This is a genomic window from Myxococcus sp. CA056 (genome assembly GCF_013336715.1).
In the GTDB taxonomy this organism is placed as follows: domain Bacteria; phylum Myxococcota; class Myxococcia; order Myxococcales; family Myxococcaceae; genus Myxococcus; species Myxococcus llanfairpwllgwyngyllgogerychwyrndrobwllllantysiliogogogochensis.
In genome coordinates, this window is record NZ_JABUMT010000009.1 from 247,796 (window position 1) to 262,943 (window position 15,148).

13 protein-coding genes are annotated in these 15,148 nt (G+C 70.5%); 9 read left to right on the forward strand and 4 right to left on the reverse strand.

The features are described from left to right. Nucleotides 1–21 precede the first annotated feature (21 nt). A complete protein-coding gene (gene cysK, locus HUA76_RS30460) occupies nucleotides 22–945 on the forward strand; it encodes a cysteine synthase A (RefSeq protein WP_141641604.1) in 924 nt (307 codons plus the stop codon). Between the two features lie 6 nt (nucleotides 946–951). Here cysK and HUA76_RS30465 read toward each other — a convergent pair whose 3' ends face one another. Beyond that, entirely contained in the window at nucleotides 952–2,088 is a 1,137-nt protein-coding gene (locus tag HUA76_RS30465) for an aminotransferase class V-fold PLP-dependent enzyme (protein WP_141641605.1), read from the reverse strand. 148 nt (nucleotides 2,089–2,236) lie between these two features. Between HUA76_RS30465 and HUA76_RS30470 the strand changes: the two genes are divergently transcribed. The 4 genes from HUA76_RS30470 (at nucleotide 2,237) to HUA76_RS30485 (ending at nucleotide 6,562) form a co-directional block, all read left to right on the forward strand. Further along, nucleotides 2,237–3,697 (forward strand): c-type cytochrome, encoded by a 1,461-nt coding sequence (locus HUA76_RS30470; protein WP_174462817.1) that lies wholly within the window; start codon nucleotides 2,237–2,239, stop codon nucleotides 3,695–3,697. A gap of 209 nt (nucleotides 3,698–3,906) precedes the next feature. Beyond that, a complete protein-coding gene (locus tag HUA76_RS30475) occupies nucleotides 3,907–5,193 on the forward strand; it encodes a LamB/YcsF family protein (RefSeq protein WP_174462818.1) in 1,287 nt (428 codons plus the stop codon). Then, nucleotides 5,190–6,071 (forward strand): biotin-dependent carboxyltransferase family protein, encoded by an 882-nt coding sequence (locus HUA76_RS30480; RefSeq protein WP_254614576.1) that lies wholly within the window; start codon nucleotides 5,190–5,192, stop codon nucleotides 6,069–6,071. Before HUA76_RS30475 ends, HUA76_RS30480 begins: the two co-directional genes overlap by 4 nt. Before the next feature lie 14 nt (nucleotides 6,072–6,085). Then, nucleotides 6,086–6,562, forward strand: coding sequence for a GNAT family N-acetyltransferase (locus HUA76_RS30485; protein WP_174456507.1), 477 nt, complete (start codon nucleotides 6,086–6,088; stop codon nucleotides 6,560–6,562). Between the two features lie 3 nt (nucleotides 6,563–6,565). Here HUA76_RS30485 and HUA76_RS30490 read toward each other — a convergent pair whose 3' ends face one another. Continuing rightward, the gene (locus tag HUA76_RS30490) at nucleotides 6,566–7,792 is read right to left on the reverse strand and encodes a GAF domain-containing sensor histidine kinase (protein WP_141641609.1); all 1,227 of its coding nucleotides are present in this window, start codon (nucleotides 7,790–7,792) and stop codon (nucleotides 6,566–6,568) included. A gap of 623 nt (nucleotides 7,793–8,415) precedes the next feature. Here HUA76_RS30490 and HUA76_RS30495 point away from each other — a divergent pair. Genes HUA76_RS30495 through HUA76_RS30510 form a run of 4 tightly spaced genes read left to right on the forward strand, consistent with a single transcriptional unit; the run spans nucleotide 8,416 to nucleotide 13,230 of the window. Next, nucleotides 8,416–8,994, forward strand: coding sequence for an RNA polymerase sigma factor (locus tag HUA76_RS30495; RefSeq protein WP_141641610.1), 579 nt, complete (start codon nucleotides 8,416–8,418; stop codon nucleotides 8,992–8,994). Next, on the forward strand, nucleotides 8,991–9,725 hold the full coding sequence (locus tag HUA76_RS30500; RefSeq protein WP_371823537.1) for a hypothetical protein: 735 nt from the start codon (nucleotides 8,991–8,993) through the stop codon (nucleotides 9,723–9,725). The genes HUA76_RS30495 and HUA76_RS30500 overlap by 4 nt, the downstream gene beginning before the upstream one ends. 50 nt (nucleotides 9,726–9,775) lie before the next feature. Beyond that, nucleotides 9,776–10,315, forward strand: coding sequence for a hypothetical protein (locus HUA76_RS30505; protein WP_174462819.1), 540 nt, complete (start codon nucleotides 9,776–9,778; stop codon nucleotides 10,313–10,315). Nucleotides 10,316–10,326: 11 nt separating this feature from the next. After that, complete coding sequence (locus tag HUA76_RS30510) at nucleotides 10,327–13,230, forward strand: CHAT domain-containing protein (protein ID WP_371823538.1); 2,904 nt, start codon at nucleotides 10,327–10,329, stop codon at nucleotides 13,228–13,230. Nucleotides 13,231–13,235: 5 nt separating this feature from the next. Here HUA76_RS30510 and HUA76_RS30515 read toward each other — a convergent pair whose 3' ends face one another. Then, nucleotides 13,236–14,315: a hypothetical protein gene (locus HUA76_RS30515; protein WP_174462820.1), complete on the reverse strand. Its 1,080-nt coding sequence runs from the start codon at nucleotides 14,313–14,315 to the stop codon at nucleotides 13,236–13,238. 92 nt (nucleotides 14,316–14,407) lie between these two features. Further along, nucleotides 14,408–15,142, reverse strand: coding sequence for an amino acid ABC transporter ATP-binding protein (locus tag HUA76_RS30520; RefSeq protein ID WP_174456512.1), 735 nt, complete (start codon nucleotides 15,140–15,142; stop codon nucleotides 14,408–14,410). Between the last annotated feature and the right edge of the window lie 6 nt (nucleotides 15,143–15,148).

Genomic DNA, 15,148 nt, shown 5'->3' on the forward strand with positions numbered 1-15,148 from the left:
CAGCCCCCGACGAGGCCCGACATGAAGGTCAACAACATCCTCGAGACCATCGGCAACACGCCGCACGTACGCATCAACCGGCTGTTCCCGTCGCGCGTCACGGTCCACATGAAGCTGGAGCGCGCCAATCCGGGCGGCAGCATCAAGGACCGCATCGCCCTCTCCATGATTGAGGACGCGGAGAAGCGCGGCATCCTCAAGAAGAACAGCGTCATCATCGAGCCCACCAGCGGCAACACCGGCATCGGTCTGGCCATGGTCGCCGCGGTGAAGGGCTACAAGCTGGTGCTCGTCATGCCGGAGTCGATGAGCGTCGAGCGCCGCCGCCTGATGGCCGCCTATGGCGCGACGTTCGAGCTCACCCCGCGCGCCCAGGGAATGAAGGGCGCCATCGCCCGCGCCAACGAGCTGCTCTCCCAGGTGCCCGACTCGTGGATGCCCCAGCAGTTCGAGAACGAGGCCAACATCGAGGTGCACAAGCGCACCACCGCCCAGGAAATCCTCAAGGACTTCCCGGACGGGTTGGACTACCTGATTACCGGCGTGGGCACCGGCGGCCACATCACTGGCTGCGCCGAGGTGCTCAAGCAGCACTGGCCCAAGCTGAAGGTCCTCGCGGTGGAGCCCACCAAGTCGCCCGTCATCAGCGGCGGCCAGCCCGGCCCCCACCCCATCCAGGGCATCGGAGCGGGCTTCATCCCGAAGAACCTCCACACCGAGGTGCTGGACGGCACCGTGCAGGTCACCGAGGAAGACGCCTTCGAGTTCACCCGCCGCTCCGCGCGCGAGGAGGGCATCTTCGTGGGCGTCTCCTCCGGCGCCGCGCTGTCCGCGGTGAACCAGAAGCTGGGTGAGATGTCGGACGGCAGCCGCGTGCTGTGCTTCTGCTACGACACCGGCGAGCGCTACCTGTCCATCGACACGCTCTTCTCGCCCCAGGGCTGAGCGCCGTCAGCCGCCGTATCCCCGCACCAATTCCACCAGCCGGTCCATCTCCTCCGGCAGGTTGTAGAAGTGCGGGGACAGGCGAATGCGCCCCCGGCGCACGGAGTGGGCGACGTGGTGCTCGGACAGATATGCCCCGAGCGCCCGCGCCTGCGCCCCGGGCGGCAGGAAGGTGAGGATGCCCGCGCGATGCTCCGGCGCGGGCCCCACCTCGCAGCCCAGCGCGAGCAGGCCCTTCTCCAGGGATGCGAGCAGCTCCCGGATGCGCACCTCGATGTTCTCCACGCCCACCTCCTGCAACAACTCCAGCGCGGCGCCCAGCGCATAGAGGCCCGGGTACGCGGCGCTGCCCTCCTCGAACTTGCCCGCGTCGGCGCGCAGCTCGAAGTGGGTGCGGTTGAAGTTCCACGCGTCGGTGGTGCTGCGCCAGCCCACCAGCACCGGACGCAGCCGGGGCAGCACCTCCTTCGCCACGTACAACAGGCCAATGCCGGAGATACCGAGCATCCACTTGTGACTGTCCGCGCTCAGGAAGTGGATGCGACACTTCTTCACGTCCACCGGCACACAGCCGACGCTCTGGATGCCGTCCACACAGAAGAGGACGCCCGCGCGCTCGCACACCCGGCCCACCGCCTCCAGGTCCGTTCGGTGCCCCGTGGCGAACTGCACGGAGGACACCGCCACCAGCCGCGTGCGCGGCGTCAGGGCCTGCTCCACCGCTTCGGGGGTGACACCTCCGGACGGCACCTGGATTTCGCGCACCGCGACGCCGCGGTCCTTCAGGTGCAGCCACGGGTAGACGTTGGAGGGGTACTCCAGCGACGTGGCCACGGCCACCTCGTCCCCCGGCTTCCAGTCCAGGCCCTCCGCCACCAGACCCAGGCCGTGGCTGGTGTTGCGCACGAAGGCCACCTCGCCGGGCTCGGCATGGAGCAGGCGCGCCGCCAACGCGCGGATGCGCTCGCAGTGGGCCTCCCAGCCTCGCTCGTGGCGGATGCCATGGTAGACGAGGTCGTCCATCCACTCGCGCACGGCTTCGGCGGCGCGCAGGCTGGTGGGCGCGACTCCGGCATGGTTGAAGTAGAGCTGCTCTTGCAGCACCGGGAAGAGGGCGCGGTAGGACTCGAGGGAGCGCGTCATGCGTCCGAGTCTAGCCACCCGCCTCCCAGTCAGGCGGACGACGTGAGCGGGGAGGCGTGCCCGCGTTCACCCGCCATCAGGGGCCCCCTCCCCTGACGGTGAGCGGATGGGCTATACCTCCGGCCCTCATCAGCGGGGAGCGCAGTGCATGCGTCGCGAGGTTCGCGGTTCCGTGAGGAGCACGTTGCTGCTGGGCCTCCTGTTGGCGGGCTGTGCCGGCACCGTCAAGGCCCCCTATCCGCCCATTCGCGCGGACACCTCTCCAGCGGCGCTCGCGCGCGGGGCGGTCATCTTCCATGCGAGCTGCGAGGCGTGTCACCGGAGCGGTGACGCGGAGACGGCCTCCGGCGCGCCGCTGCACGAGCTGCCGTCGTACATGGGCGACTTCCACTCGTCCAACCTCACCGCGCACCCCACGGCGGGCATCGGCGCGGCGACGGACGAGGAGCTGGCGCGCGTCATCCGCTACGCGGTGAGTCGAGACGGACGGCTGATGGTGATGCCCAGCTATGGCATGGGGGACAAGGACCTGGCGGCGGTGCTGGGCTTCATGCGCTCGGGGCATCCGCTCTTCACGCCGGACGCGACTCCCGCGCCGCGCTCCGACTTCAGCTTCATTGGCGGACTGGGCTTCCGAGTCATCACCGGCAACGAGCCGGTGCAGCGGCCCGTCGTCGGCATCCCCGTGCCGCCCAAGGGCCCCACGCTGGAGTACGGCCGGTACATGGCCCAGGACGTCTACGACTGCGCCTCCTGTCACACGCCGGGCTTCAGTCCGGACAAGACGCAGGGCGATGACGTCTTCTCGGGAGGAATGTCCTTCAAGGACCCGGAGGGCCAGGAGGTCCACTCCAGCAACATCACCTTCCATGAGACGGGGCTCGCCCACTGGACGCGGGCGGACTTCATGCGCGCGGTGCGGGATGGGATTGCGCCGGATGGCTCCGCGCTGCGCTCGCCCATGCCCCGCTTTCGCGGCATGGATGAGGAGGAGGCCCAGGCCCTCTATGACTATCTGCGCTCGATGCCGCCTCGGAAGAACGCCGTGGACGGAGCACGGCCCCGACTCACCGCCACGACGCCCCGCCCGGACTGGGTAGCGCCAGTCTCGTTGACCGGGGACGTGCGGGAAGTGGAAGCGCCCGAGGAGGCCACACCAACTGGCGAGGTCGCCCACGCGCCCGCTCCAACGAGCGGTCAAAGCGTCGCGACTCCGGCCGAGGCCACTTCGGCGCCAGCGAGCGTCGCGACCACTGGAGCCACGGCGGCGCCGAGCAGCAGTGCCTCCGCATCGGCGCCACCGAAGGTCGCACCGCCCGCGCCGCGCAAGCCTCGAGTCGTGCCAGCCCGGGTGGATGCGCCCAAGCTCTTCACGCAACTGGGTTGCGCGGGCTGTCATGCGCCCGGGGCCCGCTACCATGACCGGCTCGCTCGCGCCTCCCGCCGGGGCGACGCGGAGCTGGTGCGCTGGGTGCGCAACCCGGAGCAGTTCCAGCCGGGGACGACGATGCCCACCTACGCGGAGTTGCTCGACGTACCCACCGCGCTGGCCCTCGTCCGCTGGGTGAAATCCGGAGGCCCCGCGACCCTGCCTCCCGTCTCCCACTGACCCGCTGAAATTCGCGGGAAATGACCGGAGAAAGGGAGCCCCCACGTATCTGGGGTGGAAGTTCCTCGGGGTGTCCTTCGACACGCCGGGGCACGTGCCACCCCGGTGCCAACCGGCCCCTGCCCCGGGGTGGTGCGTGTAATCTTCCAAGCCTTCCGCCCCGTGGGGAGAAGGCTGCGTCCGGGACGCGGCTCGCATAGCGTGGACGCATGACGGAGTGCCTCCTCAACATCGACCTGGGTGAGCTGCCCGACGAGGATGCGCGGCTCTATGCGCTCGCCCAGGTGGCCAACATCGCCTGTGGCGGACACGCCGGAGACGACGCCTCCATGCGCCGAGCGCTGGAGCTGTGCGCGCGCCATGGCACCCGGGTGTGCGCGCATCCGTCCTATGAGGACCGCGAGGGCTTCGGACGAAGAGCGCTCGACGTGACACCGGACGTCCTGCGCGGACAGGTGGCGAGCCAGTGCGCGCGCCTCTCCAGGCTGGCGCAGGAGCAGCGGGTGCCGGTCGTCTACGCCAAGCTCCACGGCGCGCTGTACCACGCGGCCAACACCTCGCCCGTGCTGGCGCGCGCGGTGGTGGAGGGAATCGTCGAGGCGCTGGGCACCGGCGTCACCCTCATCGCGCCCGCCGAGGGCTCGCTGCGAGACGCGGCGAGGAATGCGGGGCTGGCCCATGCACGCGAGGGCTTCGCGGACCGGGGCACGCTTCCGGATGGCTCGCTGATTCCCCGGGGGCAACCGGGCGCGGTGCTCACGGAGGCGGCGAAGGTGCGGGAGAACACCGTGCGGCTGGCGACCCTGGGCACCGTCGACACGGTGTGCGTGCATGGCGACACGCCCGGGGCGGTGGAGCTGGCCCGCGAGGTGCGCGCCACGCTGGACGCGCTGTCGCTCCACGTGGAGCCGCTGGGAGACGGCGCGCTGCGGCTGACGCTACCCGACAGCTTGGAGCGGCGGGCGGCGCGCGAGGTGCTTCGGGCCCTGCCCGGCGTGGTGGACGCCGTCGTCACCGAGGAACACGCCTGCGTGTACTTCGACCCCTCCGCGCCTCCCGATGAACCCCGCCTGGCGCTGGCGCGACTGCTGCGCGAGACGGTGGCCCCGCCGGAGCAGACGCTCATCACGTTGCGCGTGCGTTACGACGGGCCCGATTTGGAGAAGGTCGCCACGCGCGCGGGCCTGTCCGTGGACGAGGTGGCCCGGCTCCATGCGGCGCGCGAGTACTCGGTGCGCTGCGTGGGCTTCCTCCCGGGCTTCGCGTATCTGGGCGAGTTGGACCCCCGCATCGTCGTGCCGCGCCTTCCCACGCCGCGTATGCGCGTGCCGGCGCTCGCGGTGGGCATCGCGGGAGGACGCACGGGCGTGTATCCCTTCGCGTCACCGGGGGGCTGGAACCTGATTGGCACGGCGCTGGACTTCACGGCCTTCCACCCGGACCGGGGCGCGGTGTTGCAACTCGGTGACCGGGTGCGCTTCGAGCGGGTGGGATGATGGCGGGCTGGCTGGAACTCGTGGGGATGGGAGGGCCCGCCACGGTGCAGGACGGCGGGCGGCCGGGGCAGATGCACCATGGCGTCCCACCCGGTGGCGCGCTGGTGCCGGAGCTGCTGGCGCTGGCCAACCGCGCCGTGGGCAACACCTGGGACGCGGCGGCGCTGGAGTGCCTGGGGTCCCTGGAGCTGCGCGCGCGAGGCAGGCCCTTGCGCGTCTCGGTGGATGGGAGAAGCGAACAGGTGGTGTCCGACGGGGAGAGCCTCCGCGTGCCCGCCCCGGAGCACGCCAGCATCCGCTACGTCGCGGTGGACGGTGGACTGGACGTGCCGGAGGTGCTGGGTGGGCGCGGCACGCTGCTGGTGGCGCGACTGGGTGGACACGAAGGGCGCGTGCTGCGCCCCGGGGATTCGCTTCCCGTGGGAGCGCCGCGAGGGCCCTCGGAGCAGGTGGACGCGGAAGGCCTCTGGGATGACACGGCACCCATCCGGCTGATGCTCGGACCGGACACGGAGAGCTTCGACGCGCTGATGGCGGCCTCGCTCCTGGGAAGCAGCTTCACCGTGTCGAGCGCGAGCGACCGCGTGGGGATGCGCCTGCAGGGTCCCGCGCTGGCGCATGGCGATGAGGGCGCGAGCACGTCGCGGCCCATGGTGCGCGGCGCCATCCAGGTGACGCTGTCGGGTGAGCCCATCATCCTCGGGCCGGACCACCCCACCACGGGCGGCTATCCGCTCATCGCCACCGTCATCCGCGCGGACTGGGGCCGGCTCGGAGCACGGCGCCCCGGAGCCACCGTCGAGTTCCACGCCGTCAATCCAGACGAAGCACGCGAGGCCTGGCGACAGCACCTGCGGCGCTTTCGTGGCGGGGCCTGAGCAGGGTGAATCGCATGGAGCTGCGCACCGAACGGCTCGTCCTTCGGGACTTCCAGCGCGAGGACACCCCGAGCGTCTTCGCCTACCACTCCAAGCCCGCGTACCTGGAGCACTACGGCCAGCCGCCACCGACCCAGGAGGACGTACGCGCCTTCGTCGCCATGCTGTGTGGCTGGGCGCAAGAGGTCCCCCGGGCGAAGTACCAGCTCGCCATCACCCTGGACGGCCGCGTCATCGGCACCTGCGGCGTGCGCAAGCAAGCGCCCGAGGACACCTCCGCGGAATACGGCTGCGAGCTCGACCCGGCTTTCTGGGGTCACGGCTACGCGCGCGAGGCGTCGCGGGCCCTGCTCGAGTTCGGCTTCCAATCGCTCGGCCTGAAGAGGCTGTTCGCCCTCACCCAGCCCGGCAACCTCGGCGCCATCCGGCTCGCGGAGTCACTCGGCTTCCACCGCGTCACCGAAGGCCGCTACGAGCGCCTCCACCCCTGACGCTCAGCCCTCCATCGGCAGCGTGAAGGTGAAGGTCGTCCCCTGCCCGAGCTCGCTGCGCACGCGCACCGCGCCACCGTGCGCCTCGACGATGCCTCGGGTGATGGAGAGCCCCAGCCCCACGCCACTCCCCGGCACTCGCGTCGGCCGCTGGAGCCTGTCGAACAAGACGGGCAAGACCTCCGGCGCAATCCCCGCTCCCGTGTCCTCCACGCTCAGCTCGACCCAATCCGCATGGACCTCCGCCATGACGGTGATGCGCCCACCCGCGGGCGTGAAGCGGACGGCATTGCCCACCAGGTTGGAGAACACCTGATGGATGCGGTCCGGGTCACATCGCACGTCGACATCCCGCTCGGGCACGCGCAGCTCCAGCCCGATGCCCCGCTCCTGCGCCAGCGGCCCCAGCTCCGACGCCTGCTCCAACAGCCGCGAGAGCGCCAACGGCACGCGGCTCACCCGGAAGCCCCCGCCCTCGATGGCCGCGAAGTCGAGCAGGTCATGGATGAGCCGCTCCATCCGGAGCGCCGAGCGGTTGAGCGTGTCCAGATGATGCCGCGCGCGCCCGTTGAGCGGAGACAGCAGCGGCGCCAGCAGCGATGACGTCATGGCGATGACGCCCAGCGGATTGCGCAAGTCATGGGACACCATCGCCAGCAGCTCCCGGCGCAGGCGCGTCTCCGACTCGGCGGCCCGCCGCGCCGCGCGCTCCGCCTCGTACAGCCGCCCGTTCTCCACCGCGACGGCCGCGGAGTCCGCGAGCGACTGGAGGAGGGACACCTCCCGAATCCCCGGCACCCGGCGCTCCGCCCAGTACGCGCCAATGGCCCCCACGGGGTCCGCGCGACGCACCGGCACCATGACGAGGCTCTTCACGAACGTCGCGCGGTAGACGTCGTGAGGGATGCGGTCATCCGCGTAGATGTCCTCGATGACCACGGGCTCCCGGTTCAAGATGGCCCACCCGGAGATGCACGACTCGATGGGGAACCGATGCCCCTTCCATAAGGGGGCAATGGCCTCCTCATCCGCGTAGTGCACGAGGTTGCCTTCGCGCAGGACGAACGTGACCCCATCCGCGCCACTGAGCTGTCGTGCCGCCCGGCGCACCAGCGCCATGACGTCTTCCAGCGTCCTCAGATGCGCCAGCTCCTGCACCACGTCCAGCAAGACCAGCGCGTCGTCGAATGTCAGCGCCTCCAGTGGCAGGCGCTCCTGAAACCTTCGCAAGGGACGGCCTCCTTGTGAGAAGGACTCAGCCAACACACCTGGGAAACAGGACGTTCATTCGCTCGTCGTGTCCGCCCGGAGAGCATCCTGGCGACCTGCCTCCTGTCGACATCTTCTAGATATAGGAACCCGCGACCCGCCCGGCCACGCCGCGCGCCCAGGGAGCACCCGACGTCACGGGCTTTGCCCACGCGTCGACATCCGCCCACCACCCGGGGTTTCCACCTGAATGGAAAATAGCACCCGCTCGCCCCTTCAGGTGGGAGGCGCCGGTGTGGGTGCGCGCCCCTCCCGAAAAATCAGCGCACGGGGGTGAGGGGAAAAAAGCGCGGGGGCCGTCCCGGAAGACAGGCGCGCACCAGGAACCGTCATGTCGACGGACTCGCGCCACCTCCGAGAGACGCCTTGCGAAAGACCGAGGACAACACGGGGCTGAGTTCGTGGCGAGGCCGCCCGGTCAACCCGCACGGGAAGAAGTCGCTTCCCGTGGCGCACGACAGCTCACGAGGCGTGTCCTTGCCGGAGTCGTCCGCCATCCCAGGAAGGCACCGAGCCTTCGTTGCCAGCGAGATACCCATCGAACAGAGCGTCACACTTGCCGGGGGAGGGACCTTTCGATGACCATGAGCGCTTCCTGGAGGACCTTCCGCGTGGAGTCGCAACCAAGGCCGACCCTGGCCGCGAGTCCTCTGTCAGGTCACGAGTTGGAGAAGCTTCGCAGGGAGCTGACCCAGGCCGTCGCCCGCGTGTGTCCCCCGCGCCTGGCCAACCGCCGTGATGACCTGGTGCAGACGGCGATGATGCGCGTCATGGAGCTCCAGCGCCGCGAGCCCGACCGCTCCCGGCTCTCCCCCTCCTACCTGTACCGCGTCGCGTACACGGCGCTGGTGGACGAGCTGCGCAACGTGGATCGCCGCCGCGAGGTCCCCATCGAGGAGGTGGAGTCGCTGCCTCAGCAGCCGGTGGCGTCGGGAGACCCGGAGAAGTCCGCGAGCGCGTCGCAGATTGCCCGGGCGGTGCGCGACTGCCTGCGCCAGCTCGCACAGGACCGCAGGCTCGCGGTGACGCTGTACCTCCAGGGACACACCGTGCCGGAAGCAGGAGAGCTGATGGGCTGGGACGGCAAGCGGACCGAGAACCTCGTCTACCGCGGGCTGAGCGCGCTGCGCGTCTGCCTCTCCACGAAGGGATTCGAGCCGTGAGCGAGCATCGACGCGACGACGAAACGAAGCCCGATGAGGCCACCGTCGAGCGCCTGCGCGCCGCGGTGCGCGACGAGGAGCTGGTTGCGGGAGACGAGCCGGTGGACGCCGATCTCGTGTGGCGAGCGGTGAGCGGGGAGCTGCCCATGGAGGAGCGGAAGGCCGTCGTCGCTCGCGTGGCGGACGACCCCGCATGGGCCGCCGCGTGGCGACTGGCCCTGGAGCTGACGCGCGCGGCCAGGGAGGCCGAGGCACCCGAGCGTCCCGAGGCGGCGGGCCCTCACGCGCGGAGGCAGGCTGATGAGGCGCGGGAACGGCGGCGGTTCCGCTTCGCCTGGAGCCGTCCCCTGCTGGGCGCGGCGGCGACGGCGGCGCTGGCGCTGGTCGTGGTGGGGGTCGCGATGAGGGAGGACACCTTGTCTCCCAGGCTGCGCGGAGCGGACCCGTCGGGGCTGGTGTCCCAGGTGCCAGAGGACGCGCCGCTGAAGCGGGAGGATTGTGTCTTGCGCTGGAGCGGAGGCCCCGCCGGCACGCGCTGGTCGGTGCGGTTGTCCACGGAGGACCTGAGCTGGGTGCACCGCGCGGACTCGCTGGAGCAGAGCGAGTACCGGGTGCCCGCCTCCGTCCTCGCGCCGTTGGAGTCGGGAACGAAGCTGCTGTGGCAGGTGGAAGCGCGGTTGCCGGATGGACAGGTGCTTCGCGGCATCACCTTCGTCAATCGGTTGGAGTGATGCATGGGGAGCGAAGTCAGGGGAGGAACGTCATGAAGGCAGGCATTCAAATGAAGACGCAACGATGGATGCAGGGGGGGCTGCTGGCGCTCGCGGTACTGGTGGGTGGACTGTCTGGACAAGCCGGGGCGCAGGTTCCTCCGGTGACCACATCGGTGGTGCGGTCCACGCCCATCGCGGGCGAGGCGCGCGACCAGGTGGTGGCCTCGGTGGTGGAGAACGGCGTGCGCACCAGCGTCAATCAACTGGTGACCCTCCAGCTCGTCAACAGTGTCACCGGCGTCGTGGTGGCGCAGACCCATGGCGTGCTGACCGAGACCACGCCCCTGAGACTGAGCTACCGCGCGCTGGTCGCCGACACATTGTACGCGCGGGCCATCGCCTATCAGAGCAGCACGCCGCGCCTGGTGGCCATCCTCACCGTGGAGCGCTGGTCTCCGGTGGCGCCATCCCCGTGGTCCGAGCCGTCCGTCTGCTACTGGGAGCTGGAGCAGATGGAGAAGGATGAGATGCCCGAGCCGGAGCGGCCAACGGTTCCGACAACGATGCAGGTGCTCAAATGCATCCCCGTAGTCCACTCAGCACACTGACATCCCCTGTTGTGACGTTCCGGAAGCGACGACCCGAGGGCTGTCACTGGAGCATCCTCGCCCTCGCGGCGGGGATGCTCCTCGTCGTGTGTCCGGGCGCTGCTTTCGCGAAGGGCGCGGACCGTCCCCCGCCCCCCACGCTCGTGGAGTGCCGGGAGCGATTCGAGGCCCATCCGGAGGAGCAGTCCTCCGCGATGTGCTTCTACCAGTGCGCGCAGGCCGCGCCCGCGCGCGACACCGTCAGGCGCGAGCTGAAGGCCCTGATGGAGCGTCATCCCGACAACGGCTGGCTGGCCCTGGTGTCCGGACACGTGGAGTACCTGGCCGACAGGAAGGCCGCGGAGGCGCCCTACCACCGTGCCGCCTTGACCTTCCGTCGACTCAAGAACGCGGAGGGAGAGGTGCTGGCCGGCATCAACCTGCGCTCCATCCTCCTGACGATGGGGCGCGGCAGCGAGGCCCGGGAGTGGACACAACGCGTGGTCGAGGTGGCCCAGTCCTCCGGGCGCGCGGATCTCCACGCGCGCGCGCTCCTCGTCGAGGCCAGTCAACTCTACGAGGTGGATCAGGACCTGGGCCGGGCCTTTCGCGTCCTCAAGCGCGCCGAGCCGCTCACCTTTCCGGACGGCAGCCCAGGGCTGAAGGCCCAGTACCTGACCGTCATGACCGGCGTCAGCGAGCGGCTGGGCAGGCTGGAGGAAGCCACGGAGGCCAACCGCCGCCTGGCGGAGCACGCCCACGACACGCGAGGCCTCGCCCTGGAGGGGCAGGCGCGGTTCACGCTCGCCAACCTCGCGCTGCGGCGGCTGGATAGGGACCGCGAGCCGGGCGGCGGGGCGCGGGTGCTGGCCCTCGCCCGCGAGGCGCTGGTCGCCGCGGAGAACACGGGGAGCAAGGAGCTGGTGAGTCGCGCGCTGCGCCTGGTCGTGGACGTGCTCGGCCCATCCCCGGAGGAGCAGCTCGAGGCCGAGGCGCTGCTGGAGCGTTGCATGGAGCTGGCGGAGGAGCTGGACTCCAACCAGCGGCGAATCGCCTGTCTCTGGACGCGCGCGGAGCGGCGGGCCGGCCAGGACCCCGCCGCCGCGCTCCGGGACTCCGACACTTCGCTGCGACTGGCCTACGCGCATGGCGAGCCGCAGTACCTGGCCCTGGCCCTGCGCGGCCGAGGCACGGTGGCCTACCGGACACAGCCCCTGCTGGAGGCACTGGTGCATGTCGAGCGGGCCCTGGACGCGGTGGAGGCCCTCCGCCAATCACAGACCGATGCCTCCAGTCAGGCGGAGCTGTTCTCGAACTGGGCACGCGACTACCACCGCCTGGCGGGCTGGACGCTGGAGGCGGGCGGCGCGACGGGGAATACCGCCGTGCTGCCCGAGCGGGAGGCGCTGCGCAGGGCCTTCGGGGTGAGCGAGCGCCTCCGGGCGCGGACGCTGCTCGACGCCCTCATGGCCTCCCGCGCGTTGTTCCCGTCCAAGCCCACACCCGAGCGCCAGGAGGTGCAACGACGACTGACGGCCGTGCAGCGACGACTCCTGGAGCCGAACCTCCCTGCCCCGGAGCGCGAGAAGACCCTGCGTGAGCTGCAGGCGCTGGAGCACAGCGAGCGCGACTTGCGGCCCGCGCCGCGACACGGCTCGACGGAGTTCGCATCACTGGAGGCCGTCGAGCAGGAACTGGCCGAGGACGAGGCCCTGCTGGCCTTCCTCGTGGGCGACGACAAGAACCTGTCCGACGTCTCGGGGGGCGGCGCATGGGTGCTGGTGGTGACACGGGGCGGGGCGCGCGCGCACCGCATCCCCGAGCGCGCGCGGCTCGCGCAGGCCGTCACGCTGTTCTCCGGCCTGCTCGAGCGGCGCGACGGCTCAGAGGTCGGCGCGGCGGCGGCCCTCCATGCGCAACTGCTCGGCCCGGCGCTCGCGGCGCTGCCTCCGGGCGTGCGCAAGCTGTTGCTGGTCCCGGATGGACCGCTGCATGACCTGCCCTTCGCCGCGTTGCGGGAGCGTCCGGGCGACGAGCCCCTGGTGGCGCGTTACGAGCTGGCCCTGGTGCCCTCCGCCAGCCTGTGGCGGCACTGGCGTCTGGAGTCCCCGCACGACCCCGGGGGAGAAGCCCTGGTGCTGGCGGACCCCGACCGCACCAAGTCTCCCCTGGATGGAGCCATCGCCGCGGCGACAGAGCGCGGCGGCGTCTTCGCGGAGGCGGCGCGGCTCGGAGCACTTCCCGAGGCCCGGCGCGAGGGGCATGCGGTGATGGAGGCGCTGCGCACCACCCAGGTGACACCCCACCTCCTGGTGGGCACCGAGGCCTCCGAGCGCGCCCTCAAGAACACCGACCTCGCACGCGTGAAGGTGTTGCATCTGGCGGCCCATGCCGTCGTCGACGCGGAGGCTCCCGAGCGCTCCGCGCTGGTGCTCGCGCCGGGCTCCGACGAGGAGGACGGCATCCTCCAGCCTCGTGACATCGTCGACCTGCCCCTGAAGGGCGCGCTGGTGGTGCTCTCCGCCTGTCGAAGCGCCTCTGGAGCGGTGCTGGCCGGAGAAGGGGTGCTGAGCCTGGCGCGCGCCTTCTTCGAGGCGGGCTCGCGCGCGGTGGTGGCCAGCTTGTGGCCCCTGCAGGACGCGGAAGCCGCGGACCTGGTGGAGCGCTTCTACCGGCACCTGGCCATGGGGGCGAGCACGTCGGCGGCGCTGAGGGCCGCGCAGTTGGAGGCCATCGATGACGGGCTGCCCCCGGCCGCGTGGGCAGGACTGGTGGTGCTGGGAGATGCGTCGCTCGTGGTCACCTCGCCGCGCGAGGACCCGGCCCGCTTCCCAGTCGGAGTGGGAAGCAAGGCGGTGCTCGTCATCGCGACGGCGCTCCTCATCGGCCTCGCGCTCGGGGCCCGCCATCGAACTCGCGGCGGGCCCCGTCCCTGACAGGCTCAGCAGCCGAACGGCGTCCCGTTGCCGCCCGCGCTGAAGGGCGTCCAGATGTAGTTCGGGTCCAGCCCCTCATACGACTGCGAGTTGCAGTACAGGTTCGTCTGCTGGAAGTTGATGAAGCAGCCGCCAGCCAGGCTCGACAGCCAGTTGGTGCGCGTCTTCCAGTCGCTGCACGTGGACACGTAGTGCTGGTGGACACCGTTGTTGTTGAGCGTGGTGGCGCGGCTGTGGGCCTTGAAGTCGTTGTTCACGTTCACGTAGGGGAAATACCAGACGTGCCCCTGGGGAATGGTCTTCTTGAAGAGAACGCCCCAGTCGCACCAGCTCTTCAGGCAGTTGCGCTTCTGGATGTCCCAGAAGACGCCGCCGTTGATGGCGCGCACGTAGGCGCCATACCCAATCATGTCCGTCGAAATCCACTCGGTGACCTCGTCGATGTCCCGGTGCCAGTCCTCGCAGCGGCCCGCGTTGTCGTGCATGGTGCCCTGCCCACCGGCCTTCAAGCCGCCGCACGTGCCCAGGGAGCGCGGTGCACCCGAGCCGAGGGCCGGCTCGGAGACGGACGGCGACGTGCTGCCCTGCTTCCAGTTGCCAGCGGCGACGACCACGTCGCTGTGGGCCTGGAGCGTGCGAGGCACCATCGTGCCCGTGGGAGACAGCGCGAGGTAGAGGGCCGCGGGGCTCGCGGCGGCGGACATCTGCGTCATCACCCGGTTGATGGACGTGGTGGACGTCTCGGGCCCACCCACGGCGACGGCGATGGACTCTTCGTCCACCTGGATGAACTCGACGGTGACGTCATCGGGGGCTCGAAGCGTGGTCAGCACCGGCGCGGTGACGGCATCGCCCGCGGGGCTCTGCACGACGGCGAGCGTCAGCGGCGGCAGACCATCATCCGGGTATTCCGGCTCGGGCGGGTTCGTGACGGACGACGCACTGGCACTGTCCAGCGCGGGCGGTGACTCCTCCACGCCCGAGTTCGGGGAATCACAGCCGACGGAAAGAGACCACAGCAGACACAGGGGAGACAGACGCACGCCCCAGGACAGGGGGCGACGCGACACGAAGCGAGGGGACATCGAGGCTCCACCACGGGCGCCCGGTCGCCATCATGGCGAGCCAGCCAATCGCGCCAGTGCCTCCACCCAACGTCCCCCGCGGGGGAATCCCCTCACCGATTGAGCAGCCGCGCGAGGAACTCACGGGTGCGTGGGTGCTGGGGCTCGCGCAACACCTGTTGAGGCGTGCCCTCCTCCACCACCTTTCCCGCGTCCATGAACACCACCCGGTGCGCCACGTCCGCCGCGAAGCCCATCTCGTGCGTCACCACGCACATCGTCATGCCCTCGCGCGCCAGCTCGCGCATGACCTCCAGCACCTCGCCCACCAGCTCCGGGTCCAACGCGCTGGTCGGCTCGTCGAAGAGCATCAACTCCGGCTTCATCGCCAGCGCCCGCGCAATCGCCACCCGCTGCTGCTGACCACCGGAGAGCTGTCCCGGGTACGCGTCCGCGCGCGAGTCCAGATGGACCATGGCCAGCATGCGCCGCCCCAGGGCCTCCGCCTCCGCGTCCGACAGCCCCAACACCTTGCGCGGCGCCAGCGTCACGTTGGCCAGCGCGCTCAGGTGGGGGAACAGGTGGAAGCGCTGGAACACCATGCCCACGCGGCGGTGCAGCACCTGGAGCGCCTTGGGCTCATCGCTCACCTGTGTGCCCCCGACGACGACCTGGCCCTCGGAGGGGACTTCCAGGCCGCACAGGCACCGCAAGAGCGTGGACTTGCCACAGCCGGACGGGCCCACGAAGACCACCACCTCTCCGGGCTGCACCGTGAGGTCCACGCCCTTGAGGACCTCCAGCGCCCCGAAACGCTTGTGCAGATTGCGAACCTCGACGAGCGCCATGGCTTT

Coding starts and splice junctions, on each gene's coding strand:
- HUA76_RS30495 (WP_141641610.1), top strand. CDS start 8,416: ATGAGCGCTTCCTGGAGGACCTTCCGCGTGGAGTCGCAACCAAGGCCG.
- cysK (WP_141641604.1), top strand. CDS start 22: ATGAAGGTCAACAACATCCTCGAGACCATCGGCAACACGCCGCACGTA.
- HUA76_RS30515 (WP_174462820.1), bottom strand. CDS start 14,315: ATGTCCCCTCGCTTCGTGTCGCGTCGCCCCCTGTCCTGGGGCGTGCGT.
- HUA76_RS30475 (WP_174462818.1), top strand. CDS start 3,907: ATGACGGAGTGCCTCCTCAACATCGACCTGGGTGAGCTGCCCGACGAG.
- HUA76_RS30520 (WP_174456512.1), bottom strand. CDS start 15,142: ATGGCGCTCGTCGAGGTTCGCAATCTGCACAAGCGTTTCGGGGCGCTG.
- HUA76_RS30505 (WP_174462819.1), top strand. CDS start 9,776: ATGAAGACGCAACGATGGATGCAGGGGGGGCTGCTGGCGCTCGCGGTA.
- HUA76_RS30470 (WP_174462817.1), top strand. CDS start 2,237: ATGCGTCGCGAGGTTCGCGGTTCCGTGAGGAGCACGTTGCTGCTGGGC.
- HUA76_RS30480 (WP_254614576.1), top strand. CDS start 5,190: ATGATGGCGGGCTGGCTGGAACTCGTGGGGATGGGAGGGCCCGCCACG.
- HUA76_RS30485 (WP_174456507.1), top strand. CDS start 6,086: ATGGAGCTGCGCACCGAACGGCTCGTCCTTCGGGACTTCCAGCGCGAG.
- HUA76_RS30465 (WP_141641605.1), bottom strand. CDS start 2,088: ATGACGCGCTCCCTCGAGTCCTACCGCGCCCTCTTCCCGGTGCTGCAA.